Here is a 22,702-nt window from a genome sequence, read left to right on the forward strand (position 1 = left end):
ATCAGCGCTCCTTCACGTAGGGCTTGCTCAGCGCCTTGGGCGCGATCGCCTGGCCGATGAAGCCGGCCAGCAGCACCACCGTCAGGATGTAGGGCAGCGCCTGGATCAGCTGCACCGGGACCTCGCCGATGCCCGGCAGCGACACGCCTTGCAGGCGGATCGCGACGGCGTCCAGGAAACCGAACAGCAGGCAGGCGCACAGCGTCGGCACCGGCTTCCACTTGCCGAAGATCATCGCGGCCAGCGCGATGAAGCCGCGGCCCGCGGTCATGTTGGGGGAGAACGAGGCGTTCTGCGCCAGCGTCAGGTAGGCGCCGCCCAGGCCGCACAGGATGCCGTTGAGCGCCAGCGCGGTGTAGCGCAGCCGCGGCACGGAGACGCCGGCCGCGTCGACCATCGCCGGGTTCTCGCCGACCGCGCGCAGGCGCAGACCGGGGCGGGTGCGCTCCAGGAAGAACCACACGACGACGACCAGCGCGAAGGCCAGGTAGACCAGCGCGTTGTGGCTCAGCAGGCCGTGGCCGATGACCGAGGCCACCCAGCTGCCGGGCGTCGGCTCGGCCCACTGCGGCAGCAGGCCGGTGATGCGCTGCTCGGCGCCGATCGGCGGCGTCTGCCCGCCTTGCGCGAACCAGGCGATGCCCAGCACCACGGTCAGCCCGGCGGCCACCATGTTGAGCGCGACGCCGGAGACGACCTGGTCGCCGCGGTGCGTCACCGTCGCGAAGCCGTGGATCATCGACATCGCGATGGCCACGCCGATCGCGGCCAGCAGGCCCAGCGTCGTCGAGTGCGACACGCTGGCCACCGCCGCCGCGGCGAACGCGGCGGACAGCATCTTGCCTTCCAGCCCGATGTCGACGACGCCGGAGCGCTCCGACAGCAGGCCGGCGAGCGCGGCAAACAGCAGCGGCGTGGTGACGCGCAGCGTCGACGCCAGCACGGAGCCGATCAGGACCTCATCCATTCGACTTCCCTCCAGCGACGCCTGCGCCGCCTGCAACGCCTGCGCCGCGCTTGCGGGCCACGGCCGCATACAGCTTCGCGAACATCGGCGCGCTCACCATCGCCATCGCGCCAGCGAACAGCACGATCAGGCCCTGCACCGTCACGACCATCTCGCGGCTGAAGCCGGGGACTTCGAACGAGACCTCGACGCCGCCTTGATACAAGGTGCCGAACAGCAGCGAGGCCAGCACGATGCCGACCGGATGGTTGCGCCCCATCAGCGCCACCGCGATGCCGGTGAAGCCCGCGCCTGCGACGAAGTCCAGCGTCAGCTTGCCTTGCACGCCGGCGATCTCGTTGACGCCAACCAGCCCGGCCAACGCGCCCGACAGGCCCATCGCGGCCAGCACCTGCCAGCGCGGCTTGATGCCGGCGTAGTGCGCGGCGCTCGGGTTGGAGCCGACCGCGCGCAGCACGTAGCCGGCGCGGCTCTTCCACAGGAACCACCAGACGAAGACGCAGGCCGCGACGGCCAGCAGGATCGACAGGTTCAGCGGCGAGGACGGCCATTCGATGCCGACCTTCGCCAGCAGCTCATGCACCGCCGGCATGCGCGCCGAGTCGGCGAAGGCATCGCTCTCGACCGACATCGAGCCGTTCGGGCGCAGCCAGTTCACGAGCAGGTAGCCATTGAGACTGGCCGCGAGGAAGTTGAACATGATGGTCGTGATGACCACGTGGCTGCCGCGCCAGGCCTGCAGGTAGCCGGGCACCGCGGCCCACACCATGCCGAACAGCGCCGCCGCGACGATCGCCAGCGGGATCATCACGAACCCGGGCAGCTTGGGCGCGAGCCACAGCGACAGCAGCGCCACGCCGATGCCGCCCAGCGTCGCCTGCCCTTCCCCGCCGATGTTGAACAGGCCGCCATGGAAGGCGACCGCGACGGCGAGGCCGGTGAAGATGAAGGTGGTCGTGTAGTACAGCGTGTAGCCGAGGCCACGCGCGCTGCCGAGCGCGCCTTCCAGCAGCACCGACAGCGCCTGCATCGGGCTCGCGCCGATCAGCAGCACCACGCCGCCGGCCACCGCCAGCGCGATCAGCAGGTTCCACAGCGGCAGGAGGACCAGGTCCATCCAGCGCGGCATCTGCAAGGCTTGGCTGCTCATGGGGCCACGGCCGCGCCAGCGGCCTTCTCGTGAGTGGGGGAAGCGGACATCAGCAGGCCCAGGTTCTTCTCGGAGCACTCGTCGATCGCGAGCTCCCCGGTGATGCGCCCGGCGTTCATGACGATCACGCGATCGGCCAGCGCCAGGATCTCGTCGAGCTCGCTGGAGACGACCAGGATCGCGCAGCCGGCGTCGCGCAGGCGGCGCAGCTGGTTGTGGATGAATTCGATCGCGCCGATGTCGACGCCGCGCGTCGGCTGGCCGACCAGCAGCACCGCGGGACTCTGACCGATCTCGCGCGCCAGGATCAGCTTCTGCTGGTTGCCGCCGGAGAACTTCGACGAGCCCAGCTCCGCGTTGCGCGGGCGGACGTCGAAGCGCTCCATCATCTCCGCGGTCTGCGCGCGGAGGTGGCGCTGGTTCATGCCCAGGCCCATCGGGCCGGCGCGATAGGCGTCCTGCTCGTGATAACCGAGGGCGGCCGTTTCCCACGCGGGGAAGCTCAGCACCATGCCGAGCGCGTGGCGGTCCTCGGGCACGTGCGCGAGCTTGAGCTCACGCGCCGTGCGCGGATCCATCCACGACGTCGGGCGGAAGTCGCGGCCCGCGACGTGCAGCGTGCCGGCGTCCGGCGCACGCATGCCCGCCAGGACTTCCAGCAGCTCGCTCTGGCCGTTGCCGGAAACACCGGCCACGCCGACGATCTCGCCCGGACGCAGCGCCAGCGTCGCGTTGCTCAGCAGGTGCACGCCGGAGCCGCTGTCGCCGGCGACGGTCAGGCCTTCGGCCTTCAGCACCGGCTGGTCCGACGGGGGCTTGACGGCACCGCCGTCGCGGCCCAGGTTGACCTTGCGGCCGACCATGCTCTCGGCCAGGTCCTCGGGACTGGTCTCGCCGATCGCGCAGGTCTTGATCACCGCACCCGCGCGCATCACGGTCACGGCGTCGCACAGCGCCATCACCTCGCGCAGCTTGTGCGTGATCAGCAGGATGGTCGTGCCGCGCTCGCGCAGGCGTCGCAGCACTTCGAAGAGCTGGTCGGTTTCCTGCGGCGTCAGCACCGCCGTCGGCTCGTCCAGGATCAGGATCTTCGCGCCGCGGTACAGCGCCTTCAGGATCTCCAGCCGCTGCATCTCACCGACCGGCAGGTCGGCGACGGTCGCGTCCAGACGCACCGTCAGGCCCGTGTCGCGCATCAGCGCCTCGAGCTCCTGGCGCACCTGGCGCTTCGCCCGGGACAGGAAGAACGCCGGCTCCGCGCCGAGCATCACGTTGTCCAGCGCGGACAGCGTATCCACCAGCATGAAGTGCTGATGCACCATGCCGATGCCCAGCGCGATGGCCTGTTGCGAACTGGCGATGGTGACGCGCTGGCCGTCGACCTCGATGTGACCCTCGTCGGCGTGGTAGTAGCCGTAGAGGATGGCCATCAGCGTGCTCTTGCCGGCGCCGTTCTCGCCGACCAGGCCGTGCACCGTGCCGCGCTCGACGGCCAGGCTCACCGCCCGGTTGGCCTGCACCGCGCCGAAGCGCTTGGAGATCTCGCACAGACGGACCGCGGGCGCGGCGGCGCCGCGTGGGGACTGTGTCATGTCAGGAACGCTCGCTCGCGAGGGGTCAGTTCTTGCAGGCGTTGTCCGCCATGTAGTCCGCGACCTTGATCTTGCCGGCGATGATGTCGGCCTTGTACGCGTCCAGCTTGGTCTTGATCGCGGGAGCGATCAGCTTGGCGTTGTTGGCGTCGACGGCGTACTCGACGCCGCCTTCCTTCAGGCCCAGCACGCTGATGCCGGGCTTCCATTCCTTGAGCACGTTGTAGACGGCGACGTCCACGCGCTTGACCATCGAGCTCAGCATCGTGCCGGGCTGGATGTGGTTCTGGTTGCTGTCGACGCCGATGGCCAGCTTGCCGGCATCCTTGGCCGCCTGGTAGACGCCGACGCCGGTGCCGCCGGCCGCGGCGAAGACCACGTCCACGCCCTTGGCGAACTGGGCCTTGGCCAGCTCGCCGCCGCGGGTCGGGTCGTTCCAGGCCGAGGCCGTCGTGCCGGTCATGTTCTTGAAGACCTCGACCTTGGCGTTGGCCGCCTTGGCGCCCTGCTCATAGCCGCACTCGAACTTGCGGATCAGCGGGATGTCCATGCCGCCCACGAAGCCGACCTTGCCGGTCTTGCTGGTCAGCGCGGCCAGCGCGCCGACGAGGAAGCTGCCTTCCTGCTCCTTGAACAGCACCGACTGCACGTTGGGCTGGTTGACCTTCTCGTCGATGATGACGAACTTGGTCTTGGGGAAGTCCTTGGCCACCTGGTTCAGCGCCGAGGCCTGGGCGAAACCCACCGAGATGATCGGGCTCGCGCCGCGCTCGGCCATGCGGCGGATCGCCTGCACGCGCTGGGTCTCGTTGCTGATCTCGAACTCGAGATACTTGCCGCCCGTGTCCTTCTTCCACTGCTCGACGCCACGGTACGCGGCCTCGTTGAACGACTTGTCGAACTTGCCCCCCATGTCGAAGATCACCGCCGGGGTGGTCTGCGCGGCCGCCGCGCCAGCAGTCAGGGCCAAGGCCAAGCCAGCCGCGATGGGGGAGAACGACAGGAAGGACTTCATCATTTGCGGTCTCGATGCGAAGGGTGAGGAGCAGCCGGGCATTCTAAGAAGGCGCGAGTGTAAGCCACCTCAAGGTAAACGCTAAACGTTTGCGGGGTCGTCATTTCCAGGAGGTGGCTCCCTCGCCGGAGCCATTGCGCCGCCCCGGAAATGCCGCTATCGAGTAGCACGTCTTGTGCCTACCTTGCTCGACTCCGATCTGCCAGGCGCGGGCTCTCCACGACTCAGGGGGCGTCCCTCCGGGAACCCCCAGAGTCATTCCGGCCCCACCCCCACTGGCTGACCCCGGTCCGCCTGGCGCTCGTTGACTTCGGGCGAGGCGACGTCGCCTCGTCTCGCTGCGTTCGCACCCTTTCGAGGGACCGCGTTTTGGGCGAATCGCAGTGCGCCCTCGGGTTGACCGAACCCTCACCCCCGTTCGGCGAGAGAAGTTGAGAATCACTATCATTTAGAATCTTTCGCTTCGCAAGCCCGCAGGCTCCTCCCGAGATCCCTACGACATGAGCGCCGTTCTCCAAGTCCCCACCCTCGCGCAGGCCACCATCGGTCAGGCGCACCGCGTCAAGGCGCTGCAGGCACCGGCGCATGCGCCGGAATGGAAACAGATGCTGGAGGAACTGGGCTTCGTCGCCGGCGAGCACGTCGCCGTGCTGGCCCGCGCCATGCCCGGCGCGGACCCGCTCGTCGTGCGCATCGGGCAGTCGACCTTCGCGCTGCGCCGTGCGGAAGCGGAATGCGTGGAGCTCGAAGGCGCCGCGCCCGGCGGCCTGACGGCGGCGGTCGACACGGGCGCGAGCCAGGCGGGAGCCGCCCATGCGTGAGTCCATCGTTCACATCCACCCGGCCGGGCCGCTGCTGGCGTTGGTCGGCAATCCGAACTGCGGCAAGACCGCCCTGTTCAACCGCCTGACCGGCAGCCGGCAGAAGGTCGCCAACTACGCCGGCGTGACCGTGGAGCGCAAGGAAGGCCGCCTGAAGACCGCCGCCGGCAAGCTGCTGCGCGTGCTGGACCTGCCGGGCACCTATTCGCTGTATCCGCGCTCGCCGGACGAGCGCGTCACCGTCGACGTGCTGGCTGGTCGTGCGCAAGGCGAGAAGCGCCCCGACCTGATCGTCTGCGTGCTGGACGCGACCAATCTGCGCCGCAACCTGCGCCTGTTCCTGTCGGTGCAACGGCAGGGCCTGCCCTGCGTGGTCGCGCTGAACATGGCCGACCTGGCGCAGCGCCGCGGCATCGTGGTCGACACGCAGAAGCTCAGCACGCTGCTCGGCGTGCCGGTGATCCGCACCGTGGCCACCGACGGCGAAGGCATCGACGACCTGCGCGCGGTGCTGGACGAGCCGGAGCGCTGGCGCACCGAGTCCGTCACCGCCGAGGGCGAGGACACCGCGCGCATCAACCACATCCTGAAGGAGCTGGGCCTCGACGCGCTGCAGGGCGAGCTGCCCAGCGACAAGGTCGACCGCTTCGTGCTGCATCCGGTGCTGGGACCGATCCTGCTGGCGGTGCTGCTGTTCTTCCTGTTCCAGGCGGTGTTCGCGTGGGCCGAGGCGCCGATGGGCTGGATCGAGGCCGGCACCGCCTGGCTCGGCGCGCAGGCCGGCGCGCTGCTGCCCGAAGGCCACCTGCGCAGTCTGGTCGTGGACGGCCTGATCGCAGGGGTGGGCGGCGTGCTGGTGTTCCTGCCGCAGATCCTGATCCTGTTCTTCTTCATCCTGCTGCTGGAAGAGTCCGGCTACCTGCCGCGCGCGGCCTTCCTGCTGGACCGGCTGATGGGCTCGGTGGGCCTGTCGGGCCGCAGCTTCATCCCGCTGCTGTCGAGCTTCGCCTGCGCGATCCCCGGGATCATGGCGACGCGCTCGATCGCGAATCCGCGCGACCGGCTCGTCACCATCCTGATCGCGCCGCTGATGACCTGCTCGGCGCGGCTGCCGGTGTACGCGCTGCTGATCGGTGCCTTCATCCCGCAGCGCGAGCTGTGGGGCGGCATCGAGCTGCAGGGGCTGGTGCTGTTCGTCCTGTACTTCGCCGGGATCATCGCGGCGATGGCCGTGGCCTGGCTGCTGAAGCGCTTCACCGACGCGGGCCGCCAGGTGCGCCCGCTGATGATGGAGCTGCCCAGCTACCACTGGCCGCATGCGCGCAACGTCGCGATCGGGCTGCTGCAGCGCGCGGAGATCTTCATCAAGCGCGTGGGCGGCATCATCCTGGCGCTGACGTTGCTGCTGTGGGTGCTGTCGACCTTCCCCGGCGCGCCCGAAGGCGCGACCGGCCCGGCGATCGAGTACAGCTTCGCCGGCTACCTGGGCCGCGGGCTGGCGACGATCTTCGAGCCGATCGGCTTCAACTGGCAGATCAGCCTGGCGCTGGTGCCGGGCATGGCGGCGCGCGAGATCGCGGTCAGCGCGCTGGGCACGGTGTACTCGCTGTCGGCCACCGGCGACGAGGCCGCGCAGGCGCTGACGCCGCTGATCGCCTCGACCTGGGGCCTGCCGACGGCGTTCTCGCTGCTGGCCTGGTTCGTCTTCGCGCCGCAGTGCCTGTCGACGATCGCGGCGGTCAAGCGCGAGACCGGCGGCTACAAGATCCCGGCCGTCATGCTCACCTACCTGTTCGTGCTGGCCTACGTCGCCTCCTGGCTGACGTTCCACATCAGCCGGTGGTTGCTGACCTGAGGTCGTCTACTCGACAGCCGCATCCTTCGCCCATCGACGGATTCGAGCCAGGAGCGACCTCGCTGTGAGTCCGAATTCGGGCCTCGACTCGACCATGGAGGCAGTGAACACGGCCGCCGGATTCGGATCGGCACCGAGGATCGCCTGGCTGCCGAAGATCATGATGTCGTACTGATCCGTGATCGCCGCGCTTGCGCGGATGATGTGTTCAAGCTGCTCGCGCGTCATGGCTGCTTGGGCCCTCGTGCTGACCTGCCGACAATGCGGACTTCTTCGACAGCAGGCGCCTGCTGCTCGTTGAGCCGGCCCACCGTTTCCGAGACTGGACTCTGGAATTGCAACCCATTCTTGAGTTCTGCCATCTGGTTGAGGACGCGCTGCCTGGTCTGCTCCGGCACCAATGCGCCGAGCGGCGATGTCTGGCGCAATTGCTGGGCGAGTGCTGTCTTGGCAAGCACCTTGCTCCACGCCTTGGACTCCACAATCTTGAGCCACTCCTGCCAAAGGGGAAATGACCTCGATGCGGGATTCGTCCTCATCCACTGCGTCAGCGTTTCGCGAGCGAGTTGGACCAGTTCCGGCTTCTTGCGCAACAGACGCACCGCCTCTTCATGCAGAGAGAGGCTCAAGAGATCCTGGAGCCGATGCTTGGCAGGGTCGGTGGATATCTCCAGCTTCACCGGCGTCGGCAGCAGCCGTGAGCGGGCCGCAGCGGACCCTGGTGTGACAGGGGCGAACGTGTCTCCCGCAAGCATCGCGATTTCCTGGTTGACGCCCAGGACAGCCATGACGGACAGGTAGATCCCGATCGACGTCCTGGGGTCACCAGACTCCACGGCGCGCAGCGTCATGCGGCTGACGCCCACCTTCGCCGCCATCTCCAGCGCCGTCATCCCGCGCGCAATGCGCAAAGCCCGCAGCCGCTCACCCAGCTGAAGGAGGAGATGACGGTTCAGTACGGTGTGGTCGGCGCTCATATGGCAAACATACTAGCCAATTTATAGGTAAATGGCCAGTATGCTTGCCATCCGATCAGGGGCGAAGAACTTTGCTCCCCTTTGCTTTTGGCATGCTGTCCCGACGGGTCGCGCAAAGCTATGCTCGCGCCCCATGATGAATCGCCCCACCCGTCACACCCTCTCTGCGCTGGCCGTGGCCGCGCTGTCCAGCTTCGGCGCGCTGTCCGCCGGCATCGCCTCCGCCGCCGACGCGCCCCAGCCGACGCGCGGCGTCATCAAGCTCGCGCCGGACCAGACCCTGGACGCCGACACGCGCTTCCAGCGCCTGGCCAACGACTACATCGAGGCGCTCTGGCGCCTGGACCCGGACGCGGCCATCGGCGCCGGCCGCTATGAATTCGCCGCGGAGCTGCCCGCGCCCGACCGCACGATGCGCGCCCGCTCGCTGAGCTTCACGACCGACTGGCTCAAGCGCTTCGAGGCCGTCGACGTGAAGACGCTGAGCGCGGCCTCGCGCACCGACCTCGGGCAACTGCTCAACAAGCTGCGCAGCGACCGCTTCCAGCTGACCGAGCTGCGCGAGTACGAGTGGAATCCGTCCTTCCTCAACATCGCCGGCCCGATCGACTACATCCTCGCGACGGACTACGCGCCGCTGCCGGTGCGGCTGAAGACGATCTCGGCGCGACTGGCGCAGGTGCCGGCGTATTACCGCGCGGGCGCCGCGCTGCTGAAGCAGCCGACGCTGGAGCACACGCAGCTGGCAATCGACCAGGCGCCGGGCGTGCTGAGCGTGCTCGACGAAGTGGCCAAGGCCGCGCAAGGCGCAGACGCCGCCTCGCTGACCGACGCGGAGCGCAAGCAGCTGGCCGATCGCATCGCGGGCGCGAAGGCTGCCGTCGAGGGCTATCGCACGCAGCTCAAGCAGTTGCTGGCCGACGGCAGGGCCAGCGGCAAGGCGCGCAGCTTCCGCCTGGGCAAGGCGCTCTACGAGCAGAAGTTCGGCTACGACATCCAGTCGACGCATTCGGCCGAGCAGATGTACCAGCGCGCGTTGGCGGCGCGCGAGACGCTGCTGAAGCAGATGGCGCAGATCTCCGACCAGTTGTGGACGCAGACGATGGGCGACGCGCCCAAGCCGGAGGACCGCTTCGCCCGCATCGGCGCGGTGATCGGCAAGCTCAGCGAGCAGCACGTCAAGCGCGAGGACTTCGTCCAGGAGATCCGCGCGCAGATCCCGCAGCTGGAACGCTGGATCACCGACCACGACCTGCTGACGCAGGACGCGAGCAAGCCGCTGATCGTGCGCGAGACGCCGGTCTACCAGCGCGGCGTGGCCGGCGCCGGCATCGAGGCGCCCGGCCCCTACCGGCCGCAGGACCGCACCTACTACAACGTGACGCCGCTGGACGACCTGACGCCCGAGCAGGCGGAGAGCTCGCTGCGCGAGTACAACCGCTGGATCCTGCAGATCCTCAACATCCACGAGGCGGTGCCGGGCCACTACACGCAGCTGGTGCATGCGAACAAGTCGCCGTCGCTGGTGAAGACGCTGTTCGGCAACGGCGCGATGGTCGAAGGCTGGGCGGTCTACGGCGAGCGGATGATGCTGGAGTCCGGCTACGGCGGGAATGCGCCGGAGATGTGGCTGATGTGGGGCAAGTGGAACCTGCGCAGCGTCACCAACACGATCCTGGACTACAACGTGCACGTGCTGGGCATGACCGAGGCGCAGGCGCTGGACCTGCTGCAGCGTCAGGCCTTCCAGACCGAGCGCGAGGCGCGCGAGAAATGGCGCCGCGTGCAGCTGACCTCGGTGCAGCTGACGAGCTACTTCAGCGGCTACAGCGACATCATGGAATTGCGCGATCAGCGCAGGGTGGCGATGGGCAAGGACTTCAAGCTGAAGGACTTCCACGAGCAGTTCCTGAGCTACGGGAACGCGCCGGTGTCGGTGATCGCGGACCTGATGTCGCAGCCGGTCGCGAAGGCGGCGCCATGAGCGGGAGTCAGGGCGAGACCGGCAACACCGACGGCAGCGATGCGACGGCGCCGGAGGTCCGCATCCTCGAGGCCCGCGTCACGGAGCTGGAAATCAAGGCCAGCTTCGCCGAGGACCTCGTCGACCACCTGAACGCGCAGGTCGCGAAACAGCAGGAGCAGATCGACGCGCTGGTGCGCGAGGTCATGCAGTTGCGGCGGCAGGTGCCGGAAGGCCGCGGTGACGGCACCGGCGGATTGCGGGACGAGTTGCCGCCGCATTACTGAGTGAGGCCGCGGGCCCTCACCCCTGCCCTCTCCCGCAAGCGGGAGAGGGCGCAAGAATGATGGTGGTATGGCTCTCCTTTCCGCTTGCGGAAAAGACGCAGGAAGGGCGCCAGTCGGACTCCCTCTCCCGCTTGCGGGAGAGGGTGGGGGTGAGGGCCAGCAGCGGTGGAAGTACTGAGCCCCCTTTTTTCAGGCCGCCGGGCGCGCCGGGATGTTCAGCCCGCGCTTGACTGCGTCGCGCGCCAGGAAGGCCTCCAGCACGCGCTGGACGTTCTTGAACTCGCTGAAGCCGACCAGGTCGCCCGCGCCGTAGAAGCCCACCAGGTTGTTGACCCAGGGCCAGATGGCGATGTCGGCGATCGTGTACTCGTCGCCCATGATCCAGCCGCGGCCGGTCAGGCGCTGTTCGAGCACGCCCAGCAGGCGCTTCGATTCGTTGAGGTAGCGATCACGCGGACGCTTGTCCTCGAAGTCCTTGCCGGCGAATTTGTGGAAGAAGCCGACCTGGCCGAACATCGGCCCGATGCCGCCCATCTGGAACATCACCCACTGCAGCGTCTCGTAGCGGCGTGCCGGGTCTTGCGGGATCAGCTGGCCGGTCTTCTCGGCAAGGTAGACCAGGATCGCGCCGGACTCGAACAGCGGCAGCGGCTCGCCGCCGGGGCCGTCGGGATCGATGATCGCGGGGATCTTGTTGTTCGGGTTCAGCGACAGGAACTCGGGCGTGAGCTGGTCGTCGGTCTGGAAGCTGACCAGGTGCGGCTCGTAGGCCAGGCCCAGTTCCTCGAGCGCGATCGACACCTTCACGCCGTTGGGCGTCGGCAGCGAGTACAGCTGCAGGCGTTCGGGGTGCTGCGCGGGCCACTTCTTGGTGATGGGAAAACTGGACAGGTCCGTCATGAAAGTTCCGTCTGGATGTTGTGAAGGCTGGATGGACGGACCATTCTCTTCGGCGCCCGAGAGACCTTGCGCGCGACGGGTCAATGCGATCCGTGTCTGCTCAACGCAGCGGCGCCGCGAACCGGTCCCAGCGCGGCGCCCAGTGCCCGGTGATGTCGGCCGAGACCAGCACGCGGTGCGCCTGCCCGATGATCAGCCGCCGCGGCACGAGGCCGATGAAGCGCGAGTCCTCGCTGTTGTCGCGGTTGTCGCCCATCATGAAGAACTGGTCGGCCGGCACGACGATCGGGCCGTAGTCGCGCCGCGCGCGGACCTCGGGCAGGAACTGCACGACGCGGCGCTGGCCGCCCCAGTGCTCCACCGCGCGCACGCCGCGGACCTCGACGCCGGGCGCGAGCGCCTCGGCCACCTCCTCCACCGGCGCGTAGTCCGCCGGTTGCCCATTGAGGATGAGCCGGTCCGCGCGCAGCTCGACGGTATCGCCGGGCACCGCGACGATGCGCTTGATCAGCCGCGTGCCGTCGCGCGGCGAGCCGAAGGTGACGACGTCGCCCCGCTGCGGCTCGCCGACGCGGCGCAGCGAGATGTCGGTCAGCGGCAGCTTCCAGTCGTAGGCGACGCGCTCGACGAAGACGACGTCGCCTTCGAGGATCGTCGGCCGCATCGAGCCGCTGGGCACCGGATTCCAGTCCGCGATCGCGGTGCGGAAGAACAGGAAGCCGGCGAGGAACAGCAGGAAGCTGCGGTTCTCGCGGAACCAGACGGCGACGGGGATCTTCATGGCAACACTCCAGGGTCGGGCGACGATGCGCCAGTGTGTCCAGCACCCGGGCCCCATGGCGATCGCGTGCGGCGATTGGCGGGAATCCGCGCCTGAGTGGCGGCATGCCCGGCGTCTGCCCGGCATTCACCGGCGGCTTGCCCGCTCTTCGCCTGCTCTTCGCCCGCGCTTCGCCTGCATTCGCCCACAGTTCGCCCCCGGCATGACGACAGCTTCGCGACATCCTGACGTTCGGCCGGACGCCTCGCGACCCTCATAATTCCGCGCCATGCGCAAGCACCTCCTGCACTTGCTGCTCCCGCTGTTCATGCTGCTGTCGCAGCAGGGCGCGGTGTGGCACGGCATCGGTCACCTGACCGGTGCGCGGGGGCATGCGCCCGCAGGGTCCGTCCTGGCGCACGCGCCCACGACGGCCACCGCGCAGGACGGGCACGACGACGTCGCCCACGCCGATCCGGACGATCTGTCCACCGATCAGCTGTGCGAGGTCTGCCTGGCCTTCGACGACCTGGCCGCGTCGGCCCGCGCCGAAGCGCCGGTGCTCGCACTGGCCGAGGCCGTCCACGTCCAGGCGACCGCCGTCGAGCGCACCACGCGCTCGCTGCCCGCGCCGCCGCCGCGCAGCCGCGGCCCGCCGCTGGCGATCTGAGCTCGACCTCCTGACCGCAACGCCGTCCGCCCGCGCCTGAACGCTTCGAACGCTTCGTCGAAGCCTTCGGCGCCCGGGCCTCGATGGCCGGCCTGCGTTCGACCGATTTCAGATTTCCAGAGTCTCACCATGACCCATCCTCCTCTGCGCGTGCTCGCGCTGTCCCTGTCGCTCGCCTATCCGCTGCTGCACGCGCTGCCGGCACGCGCCGACGACACCGCCACCACCACCTCCTCCGCCGTCGCGACCAGCACCGTCGAAGCGCCCACCGCCGCCGGTGGCACGCCGCTGCCCACGGTCCAGGTCCAGGGCGCGCGCAGCCGCCTCGACGCGGCGCGCAACGGCCTGTCGCCCGACACCGGCAGCACGATCTACAAGTTCGACAAGAACGACATCGCCCGCCTGCCGCAAGGCGACGACACGCCGCTGAACCAGGTGCTGCTGCAGACGCCAGGCGTCGTGCAGGACTCCTACGGCGGCCTGCACGTGCGCGGCGACCACGCCAACCTGCAATACCGCATCAACGGCGTCGTCATCCCCGAGGCCATCAGCGGCTTCGGCCAGACGCTGGAGACGCGCTTCGCCGACAGCATCAGCCTGCTGACCGGCGCGCTGCCGGCGCAATACGGCTACCGGACCGCCGGCATCGTCGACATCACGACCAAGGGCGTCGGCGACGACGACAAGCCCTTCGCCGGCAGCGCCGGCATCACGCTGGGCACGCAGCGCTCGCGCGAGCTCGACCTGTCGGTGCACGGCACGCAGGGCCGGCTGAGCTACGAGTTCAGCGGCTCCTTCCTCGGCAACGACCTGGGCATCGAGAATCCGACGCCGTCGCGGGACGCGCTGCACGACCGCACGCACCAGGGCAAGGGCTTCGGCCTCGTCTCCTACCTGCTCGACGACGACAGCCGCATCACCGCGATGGCCGGCGTCACCGACAACCGCTTCCAGATCCCGAACTCGCCGGGGCAGTCGACCGCCTTCACGCTCGACGGCACGCCGGACAAGGACTCGAGCACGCTGGACGCGCACCAGCGCGAGCGCAACCGCTTCGCCGTCGTCAGCTACCAGAGCGTGATCGGCAGCAACGTCGACTACCAGGTATCGCTGTTCCACCGCTACACCGACGTCCACTACTCGCCGGACCAGACCGGCGACCTGCAGTACCTGGGCGTCGCCGCCAACATCCTGCGCCGCAACGAGGCCAACGGCGTGCAGGCCGATGCCAGCTGGCGACTCGACAGCGCGCACACGATCCGCACCGGCCTCTTCGCGCAGCGCGAGCACGCCAGCACGGTCAACGACGCGCTGGTCTTTCCGGCCGACGACGACGGCAACCAGACCAGCGGCACGCCGGTCAGCATCGCCGACAGCGGCCGGCTGAGCGGCCACCTGTGGGGCGCCTACCTGCAGGACGAATGGAAGCTGGATCGCACGCTGACGCTGAACTACGGCGCGCGTTACGACGAGGTCGACACGGTCACGAAGGAGCACCAGTTGAGCCCACGCATCGGCCTCGTCTGGGACGCGGCGCCGACGGTGCGCCTGCATGCGGGCTACGCGCGCTACTTCACGCCGCCGCCGACCGAGAAGATCGACACCACCTCGGTGGCGGCATTCGCCGGCACGACCAACGCGTTGCCGACCGACGCGGACACGGCGGTGCGCTCGGAGCGCTCGAACTACTACGACGCCGGCGCGGCCTGGCAGGTCACGCCCAAGCTGACGCTGGGCATCGATGGCTACTACCGCGCGGTGCAGCACCTGCAGGACGAGGGTCAGTTCGGCAACGCGCTGATCTATTCGGCCTTCAACTATGCGAAGGGCCGCATCTACGGCGTCGACCTGTCGGCCAGCTACAAGGAGAAGACCTGGTCCGCCTACGCCAACCTCGGCACGACGCACGCCCGCGCGCAGCAGGTCGAGACGGGGCAGTTCAACTTCGAGCAGGACGAGCTGGACTTCATCGCCAACCACTGGGTGCACCTGGACCACGAGCAGAAGCTGAGCGCCTCGGCGGGCGTCAACGTGCGGCTCGACGACGGCTACGCGGTCGGCGCGAGCGCGCTGTTCGGCAGCGGCCTGCGCAACGGTTTCGCCAACACGACGCACCTGCCGTCGTACACCAGCGTCAACGCCGACGTGAGCAAGAAGTTCGACCTTGGCGGCGGCGGTCCGGTGGAAGCGCGCCTCTCGGTGCTCAACCTCTTCGACAAGGGCTACCAGCTGCGTGACGGCTCGGGCATCGGTGTCGGCGCGCCGCAGTACGGCCAGCGCCGCACGGTTTACGTCAGCCTGACGAAGGAGTTCTGACGCACCGGCAGCGGCATCGCCGTGCGTCGTCCTGTCGCCTGTATCGGGCGACGGTGGGACAGCGCACGGCGAAGGCGATCGGCTCGCGGTAGGCTGCGACGCATGAGTGCCGAGCCGACCGCCCCACCGCCCCGCCCTGACGCCGAATCGCTCGCTGCCTCGCAGCCGGAGGCGCCGGGGCCCCTTGGAGCGAATGCCGAGCGTGAGGAGGCGATTGAGCGGAAAGGGGCCCCGGCGCCTCCGGCTGACGCTCAGTCCGCGCCTGCCGACGTCCCCTCGCCCACCGACGTCTGGGACCGCCGCTACGCCGCGCAGCCGCTGAGTCGCGACGAAGCCTGGTTGAGCAACTGGCAGCACCGCCTGCCCGGGGTGCGCCGCGCGCTGGACATCGGCTGCGGCGACGGCTGGGAGACGGCTGCGTTGCTGGAGCTGGGCGTCGACGTCACCGGCATCGACATCTCGGCCGAGGCGCTCGCGCGCTGCCGGCAGCAGTCGCCGCGGGCGCGGCACGTGCTGGCCGACGTGCGCGCGATGCCGATGCTGGCCGACGGCGAATTCGACCTGGCCGTGGCGCAGCTGTCGCTGCACTACTTCGACCGCGACGACACGCGCCGCGCGCTGTGCGAGATCGCCCGCGTGCTCGCGCCGGGCGGCCGGCTGATCGGTTGCGTCAACGCCGAGGACGACTGGCACTACGGTGCGCCGGACGACGCGTCGTCCTGGACGCTGACGGTCGTCGACGGCGTCGCCAAGCAGTTCTTCACCCGCGAGAAGATCGAGGACGCGCTCGCCGCGTGCTTCAACATCGAACACCTCGACAAGCGCACGCTGAGCCGTTACGGCAAGCCGAAGTCGGTGTGGGAATTTTTCTGCACGCGCAAGGCGGAGTGAGCGGGGGCCGCGTGCCCTCGCCGTCCGCGTCGCGCGGCTTCAGCCCTTGTAGAGCCGGAAGTAGTGCAACTTCATCGAGCCCTGGTTGGTGCAGCCGCTGATGGCGACCGTCACCGTCGTTCCCCTGACGACAGGACGCTCACGCCTCGCTCCGACGCTTGTACAGCACCAGCAGGCCGTCAACGAAATCGCGCCCCAGGAAGTCGGCGACCGGCACGGCGTAGATGTTGACGCTCGACGTGACGCGATAGTGGGCCTCGATGTCCAGCCGCGTGTGGACCGCATCGATGGGCGTCAGCGTGAACCGTGTTTCGCCGAGATCGAAGTAGCGTCCGCCGATGACGACGTGATCGTCCATCGTGCCGGGCGGAAAGGAGTCCGGCGAGAACTCATAGCGCCACGCGATCCGGCGTCCCTCGACGCGCTCGGTGACTCGGCCGAGGAAATGGACGCCCCGCTCCCAGCGCGACTCGCGGACTTCACCCTGCGGCGTCGCATGGTTGACGCCTTCGACGGGACGCGGCACCCCGATGAGGTGGATCCAGGTGCGCGGAAACTCCTCTCGTCGGATGTCCCGCGCCGCGACGATCTCGGACCAGAGACGTTCCGGCGTCGCCTCGACGACCACGGAACGATCGATGCGCTGCCACTGCTCGGCGGTCAATGGTCCTTCGACGATGGTGAACAGCAGCGGCAACGTCGCCAGCACCCCCACCTGCAGGTTTCCGATGCGCGTGGTTCGCAGGACAACGTTCATCACCACGCCGCCGACCGACGCCAGCGCGAGGAACAGAGGCGACAGGATCACGACGCAGATGGCGCCCTCGAGGAGCGTCAGCATCGCGCCGATCATCATCAACCCCGTCGCGCCCCAAGGCGCGAAGACCGCCTGCGTCCAGGTCGGGCCTGGGCGGCCAGGCTCTGCCCGCATCAGGTACACCGTGATCGCTCCGAGTACCAACGGCGTCATCAGGACAAAGCCCGTGCTCATGACGAGGCTGGTCTGTTCAGCAATGCCCAACCAGGACGACGCTTCGCGCAGCCCGCCGAACACGACGCGCATCAGCAAGCCATATGCCGCGCCTGCCAGCACCGGTGTCCAGGCCCTCATTCCGCGGCGGCGAGGTTCAGCCGTCACCGCCGGAATGGCCCTTTCGTCTTCACTTCGTGGGGTGTCCTTCTCGTTCATGTTCCCGTCCCTGTTTTGCGGCGCATTCTGCCCACATCCGCGCGCGCCCCCCGACTTTTCAATTTTTCGCTTGCAATTCATTCGCACACTAATTAAAGTTCACCCCATGGCACGCACCACCACCCCCAAGCAGCAGAAGGCGACCGGCACAGCCGCCAACGCCAGCGCCGTCTGCCCGCCGCTGGAGATCGATCAACAACTCTGCTTCGCGATCTACTCGACGATGCTGGGGATGAACAAGGTCTACCGCGAACTGCTGAAGGACCTGGAGCTGACCTACCCCCAGTACCTCGTGATGCTGGTGCTGTGGGAACGCGACGGCCTCACCGTCGGCGAGATCGCCGACCGGGTGTTCCTCGACTCCCCCACCGTGACCCCGCTGTTGAAGCGGCTGGAGACCGCGGGCCTGGTCAGCCGCGACCGCTCGCCGCAGGACGAGCGCCAGGTGCTGATCACGCTGACCACCGCCGGCCGCGCGCTGCGCAAACGCTCGACGCATCTGCCGCAGTGCATCGTCGACGCCTCGGACTCGGACCTGTCCGAACTGATCGAACTCCGCGATCGTCTGCTCGTGTTGCGCGAACGGATGGCCCGCAAGGCCGGTTGAGCGCCGACCGACGAACTCGAACACCGCTTTCCCGTACCACTTACTTCGCACACGAACAATTAGCAAGCAATTCGAATCCCTGACACCTGATCCCGCAGCACCAACCCACCTTTCCACCCCCTCTCACCCCACCCAAGAAGGAGCCCACCATGAACGCCATCGCCACCCTCGCCCGCCAATCGCGTCGTCAACTGCTGGTCCTGTCGACGCTGGCCGTCGCCGCCGCCGGCGCGATCGCCACGCCGGCCCTCGCCGCCGACGCCAAGTCCTCGCCGGCGCCGGTTGTCAGCGCGCAGCCCTCGGGCTCCTACATCACGACCAAGGACGGCGTGCAGCTCTACTACAAGGACTGGGGTCCGAAGAACGGCCAGCCCATCGTGTTCAGCCACGGCTGGCCGCTGAACTCGGACAGCTGGGAATCGCAGATGATCTTCCTGGCCGACCAGGGCTACCGCGTGATCGCCCATGACCGCCGCGGCCATGGCCGCTCCAGCCAGCCCTGGGACGGCAACGACATGGACCACTACGCCGACGACCTGGCCACCGTCATCGAGACGCTGAACCTGAAGAACGCCGTGCTGGTCGGCTTCTCCACCGGCGGCGGCGAAGTCGCCCGCTACATCGGCCGTCACGGCACCTCGCGCGTGGCCAAGGCCGTGCTGGTCTCGGCCGTGCCGCCGATCATGGTCAAGTCCGACAAGAACCCCGGCGGCCTGCCCATCGCGGTCTTCGACGGCATCCGCAAGGCCCAGCTCGACAACCGGTCGCAGCTCTACAAGGACATCCCCGCCGGCCCGTTCTACGGCTTCAACCGTCCCGGCGCCAAGGTCTCGCAGGGCCTGATCGACAACTGGTGGTTCCAGGGCATGCAAGGCGGCCACAAGAACACCTACGACTCGATCAAGGCGTTCTCTGAAACCGACTTCACCGAGGACCTGAAGAAGTTCGACAAGCCCACGCTGATCATCCACGGCGACGACGACCAGATCGTGCCGATCGACGCCGCGGGCCGCGCCTCGGCCAAACTGATCAAGGGCTCGGTGCTGAAGGTCTACGCGGGCGCCCCCCACGGCCTGACCGACACCCACAAGGATCGCGTCAACGCCGATCTGCTGGCCTTCATCCGCCAGTAACGCCCTGCAACTCCGGAGCCCCGGCCGCCTTCCATGGGGGCCGGGCGACCGGGTAGCAAGACCCGTCCCCCACCTTCGGGGGAAGTCAGACGCGGGGTTTCGCCAGTCGCTTCGTTTGGTACGCTTGGTGATCTTTCCGATGGCCGGCGTCTCGACGCGCCGGCGCGTGGACCCCGCCGATGCCGACCCCCCTCCCGCCCTCTTCTTCGCTGCCGAATGTCCGCGTGTTCGAACTCCAGGCCAGCGATGAGGACCTGCTCCAACGGTTCTACGAGCGGAATCCGCTGTACTTCGAGCAGGTGAACGGCGCCCCGCCCCGTCCCGACGAAGCCCGCGAGGAAATCCGCGACCTGCCGCCCGAGGGCTGGAGTTTCAGTGCCAAACGGTTGCTGGGTTACGCCGACGACGCAGGCGAACTGGTCGCGATGGCCTCGATGGTCTCGGACCTGATGGCACCCCGGGTGTGGCTGGTGGGACTGTTCATCGTCGCCACGTCCCTGCACGGCTCGCCGGCCGCGCGCGAGATCTACGGGGAACTGGAGCGCTGGATGCAGCGCAACGGGGCCCAGTGGGTGCGGCTGGGGGTCGTCGTCGGCAACCAGCGCGCGGAGCGCTTCTGGGAACGCCAGGGCTTCACCGAGGTCCGCCGTCGCGACGGACTCACGATGGGGCAGCGCGTCAACGAGTTGCGCGTGATGGTCAAGCCGTTGGCAGGCGGCCGGATCGACGACTACCTGGCGATGGTCCCTCGCGACCGACCTGGGGAGCCCTGATCAGCCATCCGCCGGAGGGACGTCAAAAAGAACGAAGGGTCCTCACGGACCCTTCGTCGTCATGCCTGCCGGGATGCACATCATCACGGAGCGCCGGCCGTGACCGGCGCCGCGGCGAGGCTTACTCGCCGACTTACTCGCCGACTTACTCGCCAAGATAGGCCGCGCGCACCTTCGGGTCGTTCAGCAGCGTCTTGCCGTCGCCCTCCATCGTGATCGCGCCCGACTCCATCACGTAGCCGCGGTTGGCCAGTTCCAGCGCGCGGCTGGCGTTCTGCTCGACGAGCAGCACGGTCACGCCCTGCTGGTGGATGTCGTTCACGACCTCGAAGATCTTGTCGACCATGATCGGCGACAGGCCCATCGACGGCTCGTCCAGCAGCAGCAGCTTGGGACGCGCCATCAGCGCGCGGCCCATGGCCAGCATCTGCTGCTCGCCGCCGGACATCGTGCCCGCGAGCTGATTGCGCCGCTCCTTGAGCCGCGGGAACAGGCCGAAGACCTTCTCGATGTCGGCCTCGATCTCCTTGTCCTTGCGGATGAAGGCGCCCATCTGCAGGTTCTCGGTGATCGTCATGCGCGTGAAGGTGCCGCGGCCTTCGGGCACCATCACCAGGCCCTGCTTGGCCAGGTTCCAGGCGCCCTGGCCCTTGATCGACTGGCCCAGGAACTTCACGTCGCCGACGTTGAGCGGCTGCAGTCCGGTGATGGCCTTGAGCGTGGTGGTCTTGCCCGCGCCGTTGGCGCCGATGAGCGAGACGAGCTCGCCCTCGCGCACGACGAAGTCCACGCCCTTGACCGCCTGGATCCCACCGTACGCGACCTTGAGGCCCTCGACCTGGAGGAGGTTGTTGTCTGCCATCTTTTCGATTTCCTTGGGTCGCGATCAGGGAGCCGCGTGGACTTCTTGCGCCGCATGGGCGCCGAGGTAGGCCTCGATCACCTTGGGGTTGCGCTGCACGTCGGCCGGCGTGCCTTCGGCGATCTGCTTGCCGTAGTCCAGCACCGAGACACGGTCGCACAGGCCCATCACCAGCTTCACGTCGTGCTCGATCAGCAGGATCGTGCGGCCGTCATTGCGGATGCGGTCGATCAGCTCGCGCAGCACGACCTTCTCGGTCGCGTTCATGCCGGCGGCGGGCTCGTCCAGCGCGATCAGCTTCGGATCGGTGGCCAGCGCGCGCGCGATCTCGAGGCGACGCTGGTCGCCGTAGGACAGCGTGCGCGCCTTGAAGTCCGCGTGCCGGCCGATGCCGACGTAGTCCAGCAGCTCGCGGGCGCGGGCGGTGATCTCGGCCTCTTCCTTCTTGAAGCCCGGCGTGCGCAGCACCGCGCCGATCAGGCCCGAGTGCGTGCGCACATGGCGCCCGACCATCACGTTCTCCAGCGCGGTCATGTCGGCGAACAGCCGGATGTTCTGGAAGGTCCGCGCGATGCCGGTCTTGGCGACCTGGTGCACCGCCTGCGGCTTGTAGGGCTGGCCGCCGAGTTCGAAGGTGCCGCCGTCGGGCACGTAGAGCCCGGTGATCACGTTGAAGAAGGTCGTCTTGCCGGCGCCGTTGGGTCCGATCAGGCCGTAGACCTGGCCCTGCTTGATCTCGATGCCCACATCCGACAGCGCCTGCAGACCGCCGAAGCGCTTGGAGGCGCCGGCCACTTTCAGTACGGTTTCAGTCATTGGTTCTTGCTCCTGGCGCGGGTCAGGTGGCGTTGATCGCATTGCCGGCATTCGCGGGCGGCTGCGCGCCCGGCGGCAGCGGCCGCGACTTGCCGTGCTCCGGCGAGGGCCACAGGCCGCGCGGACGGATCAGCATGATCACGATCATGGCCAGCGCCACCAGCAGCTGGCGCAGGATGGACGCGTCCAGGCGGCCGTCGGTCATCTCCTGCAGCGGACCGGCGACGTAGCGCAGCACTTCCGGCAGCGCGGCCAGCAGCAGCGCCCCCAGGATCACGCCCGGGATGTGGCCGATGCCGCCCAGCACCACCATGGCGACGATCATGATCGACTCCTGCAGGCTGAACGATTCCGGCGAGACGAAGCCCTGGAACGCGCCGAACATCGAGCCCGACACGCCGCCGAAGGTGGCGCCCATGCCGAAGGCCAGCAGCTTCATGTTGCGGGTGTTGATGCCCATGGCCTTGGCGGCGATCTCGTCCTCGCGGATGGCCATCCAGGCGCGGCCGATGCGCGAGTTCTCGAGCCGGTAGCAGATCAGCACCGAGCCGACCACCAGCGCCAGGAACAGGTAGTAGTACATCGACACCGAGTTGACGGCGAAGCCGAGGATCTCGTGGTTCTGGCTGAACTCGAAGCCCCAGAAATGGACGCCGTCGATCTGGCCGATGCCGCGCGGGCCGTTGGTGATGTTCAGCGGATATTCCATGTTGTTCAGGAACACCCGGATGATCTCGCCGAAGCCCAGCGTCACGATGGCCAGGTAGTCGCCGCGCAGCTTCAGCGTCGGCGCGCCCAGCAGCACGCCGAACAAGCCCGCCAGCAGCGCCGCCAGCGCGATCGCCAGCAGCAGCGGCAGGTGCAGCCCGTTGGGGAAGGCGGCGGCGATGTGCTCGAAGTTCTCCGCCAGGTGCGGGCTGTTGAGCAGCGCGAACAGGTAGGCGCCCACCGCGTAGAACGCGACGTAGCCCAGGTCGAGCAGGCCGGCGTAGCCGACGACGATGTTCAGGCCCAGGGCCAGCAGCACGTACAGCAGGGCCAGGTCGATGATGCGGACCGGGCCGTTGCCGAACTGCTGCGCGAACAGCGGCAGCACCAGCAGCAGCGCGCCGGCGACCAGGAAGGTGATCAGCTTGGAGGATTTGGTCTGGAACATGT

At 68.3% G+C, this 22,702-nt stretch carries 22 protein-coding genes; 10 read left to right on the forward strand and 12 right to left on the reverse strand.

The annotated features are described in order from the left end of the window. Position 1: 1 nt before the first annotated feature. From AC07PR_RS06215 to AC07PR_RS06230, 4 genes are read right to left on the reverse strand one after another with little or no spacing between them, the layout of a single operon-like run. The gene (locus AC07PR_RS06215; protein WP_377155848.1) at positions 2 to 967 is read right to left on the reverse strand and encodes an ABC transporter permease; all 966 of its coding nucleotides are present in this window, start codon (positions 965 to 967) and stop codon (positions 2 to 4) included. After that, a complete protein-coding gene (locus AC07PR_RS06220) occupies positions 960 to 2,117 on the reverse strand; it encodes an ABC transporter permease (RefSeq protein WP_377155849.1) in 1,158 nt (385 codons plus the stop codon). The genes AC07PR_RS06215 and AC07PR_RS06220 overlap by 8 nt, the downstream gene beginning before the upstream one ends. Next, the gene (locus AC07PR_RS06225; RefSeq protein ID WP_495134729.1) at positions 2,114 to 3,709 is read right to left on the reverse strand and encodes an ABC transporter ATP-binding protein; all 1,596 of its coding nucleotides are present in this window, start codon (positions 3,707 to 3,709) and stop codon (positions 2,114 to 2,116) included. Before AC07PR_RS06225 ends, AC07PR_RS06220 begins: the two co-directional genes overlap by 4 nt. Before the next feature lie 25 nt (positions 3,710 to 3,734). Then, positions 3,735 to 4,724 carry a BMP family lipoprotein gene (locus tag AC07PR_RS06230; RefSeq protein ID WP_495134855.1) on the reverse strand — a complete coding sequence of 330 codons (990 nt, stop codon included), beginning with the start codon at positions 4,722 to 4,724 and terminating at the stop codon, positions 3,735 to 3,737. A 500-nt stretch (positions 4,725 to 5,224) separates the two neighbouring features. Here AC07PR_RS06230 and AC07PR_RS06235 point away from each other — a divergent pair, with 500 nt between their 5' ends. Together AC07PR_RS06235 and feoB are read left to right on the forward strand one after the other, a co-directional pair. Further along, positions 5,225 to 5,545 carry a FeoA family protein gene (locus tag AC07PR_RS06235; RefSeq protein WP_495134730.1) on the forward strand — a complete coding sequence of 107 codons (321 nt, stop codon included), beginning with the start codon at positions 5,225 to 5,227 and terminating at the stop codon, positions 5,543 to 5,545. Beyond that, positions 5,538 to 7,400 carry a ferrous iron transporter B gene (feoB, locus tag AC07PR_RS06240; RefSeq protein WP_377155854.1) on the forward strand — a complete coding sequence of 621 codons (1,863 nt, stop codon included), beginning with the start codon at positions 5,538 to 5,540 and terminating at the stop codon, positions 7,398 to 7,400. The genes AC07PR_RS06235 and feoB overlap by 8 nt, the downstream gene beginning before the upstream one ends. 6 nt (positions 7,401 to 7,406) lie before the next feature. On the opposite strand, the gene AC07PR_RS06245 is transcribed toward feoB, so the two are convergent. Next, a complete protein-coding gene (locus AC07PR_RS06245) occupies positions 7,407 to 7,628 on the reverse strand; it encodes a hypothetical protein (RefSeq protein ID WP_495134731.1) in 222 nt (73 codons plus the stop codon). Continuing rightward, positions 7,625 to 8,377, reverse strand: coding sequence for a helix-turn-helix transcriptional regulator (locus tag AC07PR_RS06250; RefSeq protein WP_495134732.1), 753 nt, complete (start codon positions 8,375 to 8,377; stop codon positions 7,625 to 7,627). Before AC07PR_RS06250 ends, AC07PR_RS06245 begins: the two co-directional genes overlap by 4 nt. A 136-nt stretch (positions 8,378 to 8,513) precedes the next feature. Between AC07PR_RS06250 and AC07PR_RS06255 the strand changes: the two genes are divergently transcribed. Together AC07PR_RS06255 and AC07PR_RS06260 are read left to right on the forward strand one after the other, a co-directional pair. After that, the gene (locus AC07PR_RS06255; RefSeq protein WP_495134733.1) at positions 8,514 to 10,361 is read left to right on the forward strand and encodes a DUF885 domain-containing protein; all 1,848 of its coding nucleotides are present in this window, start codon (positions 8,514 to 8,516) and stop codon (positions 10,359 to 10,361) included. Beyond that, entirely contained in the window at positions 10,358 to 10,627 is a 270-nt protein-coding gene (locus tag AC07PR_RS06260) for a SlyX family protein (protein WP_377155862.1), read from the forward strand. The genes AC07PR_RS06255 and AC07PR_RS06260 overlap by 4 nt, the downstream gene beginning before the upstream one ends. Positions 10,628 to 10,816: 189 nt before the next feature. Here AC07PR_RS06260 and AC07PR_RS06265 read toward each other — a convergent pair whose 3' ends face one another. Together AC07PR_RS06265 and lepB are read right to left on the reverse strand one after the other, a co-directional pair. Beyond that, positions 10,817 to 11,527, reverse strand: a complete 711-nt coding sequence (locus tag AC07PR_RS06265) for a glutathione S-transferase N-terminal domain-containing protein (protein WP_377155863.1) — start codon at positions 11,525 to 11,527, stop codon at positions 10,817 to 10,819. Between the two features lie 100 nt (positions 11,528 to 11,627). Continuing rightward, on the reverse strand, positions 11,628 to 12,308 hold the full coding sequence (lepB, locus tag AC07PR_RS06270) for a signal peptidase I (protein WP_377155864.1): 681 nt from the start codon (positions 12,306 to 12,308) through the stop codon (positions 11,628 to 11,630). 268 nt (positions 12,309 to 12,576) lie between these two features. On the opposite strand from lepB, the gene AC07PR_RS06275 reads away from it, so the two are divergent. From AC07PR_RS06275 to AC07PR_RS06285, 3 genes are all read left to right on the forward strand, one after another. Then, positions 12,577 to 12,957: a DUF2946 family protein gene (locus AC07PR_RS06275; protein ID WP_495134734.1), complete on the forward strand. Its 381-nt coding sequence runs from the start codon at positions 12,577 to 12,579 to the stop codon at positions 12,955 to 12,957. A 129-nt stretch (positions 12,958 to 13,086) separates the two neighbouring features. Next, positions 13,087 to 15,273 carry a TonB-dependent receptor gene (locus tag AC07PR_RS06280; protein ID WP_495134735.1) on the forward strand — a complete coding sequence of 729 codons (2,187 nt, stop codon included), beginning with the start codon at positions 13,087 to 13,089 and terminating at the stop codon, positions 15,271 to 15,273. A 339-nt stretch (positions 15,274 to 15,612) separates the two neighbouring features. Continuing rightward, complete coding sequence (locus AC07PR_RS06285; protein WP_495134736.1) at positions 15,613 to 16,164, forward strand: class I SAM-dependent methyltransferase; 552 nt, start codon at positions 15,613 to 15,615, stop codon at positions 16,162 to 16,164. A gap of 139 nt (positions 16,165 to 16,303) precedes the next feature. On the opposite strand, the gene AC07PR_RS06290 is transcribed toward AC07PR_RS06285, so the two are convergent. Further along, positions 16,304 to 17,353: an SRPBCC family protein gene (locus tag AC07PR_RS06290; protein ID WP_495134737.1), complete on the reverse strand. Its 1,050-nt coding sequence runs from the start codon at positions 17,351 to 17,353 to the stop codon at positions 16,304 to 16,306. Between the two features lie 106 nt (positions 17,354 to 17,459). Here AC07PR_RS06290 and AC07PR_RS06295 point away from each other — a divergent pair, with 106 nt between their 5' ends. From AC07PR_RS06295 to AC07PR_RS06305, 3 genes are all read left to right on the forward strand, one after another. Continuing rightward, positions 17,460 to 17,960, forward strand: coding sequence for a MarR family winged helix-turn-helix transcriptional regulator (locus AC07PR_RS06295; protein ID WP_495134738.1), 501 nt, complete (start codon positions 17,460 to 17,462; stop codon positions 17,958 to 17,960). Positions 17,961 to 18,109: 149 nt separating this feature from the next. After that, entirely contained in the window at positions 18,110 to 19,093 is a 984-nt protein-coding gene (locus AC07PR_RS06300) for an alpha/beta fold hydrolase (RefSeq protein WP_431102699.1), read from the forward strand. A 179-nt stretch (positions 19,094 to 19,272) separates the two neighbouring features. Continuing rightward, positions 19,273 to 19,866, forward strand: a complete 594-nt coding sequence (locus AC07PR_RS06305; RefSeq protein ID WP_495134739.1) for a GNAT family N-acetyltransferase — start codon at positions 19,273 to 19,275, stop codon at positions 19,864 to 19,866. A 145-nt stretch (positions 19,867 to 20,011) separates the two neighbouring features. Here the strand turns inward: AC07PR_RS06305 and AC07PR_RS06310 are convergent, their stop codons facing one another. From AC07PR_RS06310 to AC07PR_RS06320, 3 genes are read right to left on the reverse strand one after another with little or no spacing between them, the layout of a single operon-like run. Continuing rightward, positions 20,012 to 20,728: an ABC transporter ATP-binding protein gene (locus AC07PR_RS06310; protein ID WP_377155879.1), complete on the reverse strand. Its 717-nt coding sequence runs from the start codon at positions 20,726 to 20,728 to the stop codon at positions 20,012 to 20,014. A 24-nt stretch (positions 20,729 to 20,752) separates the two neighbouring features. Then, positions 20,753 to 21,544, reverse strand: a complete 792-nt coding sequence (locus AC07PR_RS06315; RefSeq protein ID WP_377155881.1) for an ABC transporter ATP-binding protein — start codon at positions 21,542 to 21,544, stop codon at positions 20,753 to 20,755. Between the two features lie 22 nt (positions 21,545 to 21,566). Further along, the gene (locus tag AC07PR_RS06320) at positions 21,567 to 22,700 is read right to left on the reverse strand and encodes an ABC transporter permease subunit (protein WP_377155882.1); all 1,134 of its coding nucleotides are present in this window, start codon (positions 22,698 to 22,700) and stop codon (positions 21,567 to 21,569) included. Positions 22,701 to 22,702 lie beyond the last annotated feature (2 nt).

The sequence above is a fragment of the Roseateles sp. GW821-FHT09H11 genome, assembly GCF_059415845.1.

Coding starts and splice junctions, on each gene's coding strand:
- AC07PR_RS06215 (WP_377155848.1), bottom strand. CDS start 967: ATGGATGAGGTCCTGATCGGCTCCGTGCTGGCGTCGACGCTGCGCGTC.
- AC07PR_RS06220 (WP_377155849.1), bottom strand. CDS start 2,117: ATGAGCAGCCAAGCCTTGCAGATGCCGCGCTGGATGGACCTGGTCCTC.
- AC07PR_RS06225 (WP_495134729.1), bottom strand. CDS start 3,709: ATGACACAGTCCCCACGCGGCGCCGCCGCGCCCGCGGTCCGTCTGTGC.
- AC07PR_RS06230 (WP_495134855.1), bottom strand. CDS start 4,724: ATGAAGTCCTTCCTGTCGTTCTCCCCCATCGCGGCTGGCTTGGCCTTG.
- AC07PR_RS06235 (WP_495134730.1), top strand. CDS start 5,225: ATGAGCGCCGTTCTCCAAGTCCCCACCCTCGCGCAGGCCACCATCGGT.
- feoB (WP_377155854.1), top strand. CDS start 5,538: ATGCGTGAGTCCATCGTTCACATCCACCCGGCCGGGCCGCTGCTGGCG.
- AC07PR_RS06245 (WP_495134731.1), bottom strand. CDS start 7,628: ATGACGCGCGAGCAGCTTGAACACATCATCCGCGCAAGCGCGGCGATC.
- AC07PR_RS06250 (WP_495134732.1), bottom strand. CDS start 8,377: ATGAGCGCCGACCACACCGTACTGAACCGTCATCTCCTCCTTCAGCTG.
- AC07PR_RS06255 (WP_495134733.1), top strand. CDS start 8,514: ATGAATCGCCCCACCCGTCACACCCTCTCTGCGCTGGCCGTGGCCGCG.
- AC07PR_RS06260 (WP_377155862.1), top strand. CDS start 10,358: ATGAGCGGGAGTCAGGGCGAGACCGGCAACACCGACGGCAGCGATGCG.
- AC07PR_RS06265 (WP_377155863.1), bottom strand. CDS start 11,527: ATGACGGACCTGTCCAGTTTTCCCATCACCAAGAAGTGGCCCGCGCAG.
- lepB (WP_377155864.1), bottom strand. CDS start 12,308: ATGAAGATCCCCGTCGCCGTCTGGTTCCGCGAGAACCGCAGCTTCCTG.
- AC07PR_RS06275 (WP_495134734.1), top strand. CDS start 12,577: ATGCGCAAGCACCTCCTGCACTTGCTGCTCCCGCTGTTCATGCTGCTG.
- AC07PR_RS06280 (WP_495134735.1), top strand. CDS start 13,087: ATGACCCATCCTCCTCTGCGCGTGCTCGCGCTGTCCCTGTCGCTCGCC.
- AC07PR_RS06290 (WP_495134737.1), bottom strand. CDS start 17,353: ATGAACGAGAAGGACACCCCACGAAGTGAAGACGAAAGGGCCATTCCG.
- AC07PR_RS06295 (WP_495134738.1), top strand. CDS start 17,460: ATGGCACGCACCACCACCCCCAAGCAGCAGAAGGCGACCGGCACAGCC.
- AC07PR_RS06300 (WP_431102699.1), top strand. CDS start 18,110: ATGAACGCCATCGCCACCCTCGCCCGCCAATCGCGTCGTCAACTGCTG.
- AC07PR_RS06305 (WP_495134739.1), top strand. CDS start 19,273: ATGCCGACCCCCCTCCCGCCCTCTTCTTCGCTGCCGAATGTCCGCGTG.
- AC07PR_RS06310 (WP_377155879.1), bottom strand. CDS start 20,728: ATGGCAGACAACAACCTCCTCCAGGTCGAGGGCCTCAAGGTCGCGTAC.
- AC07PR_RS06315 (WP_377155881.1), bottom strand. CDS start 21,544: ATGACTGAAACCGTACTGAAAGTGGCCGGCGCCTCCAAGCGCTTCGGC.
- AC07PR_RS06320 (WP_377155882.1), bottom strand. CDS start 22,700: ATGTTCCAGACCAAATCCTCCAAGCTGATCACCTTCCTGGTCGCCGGC.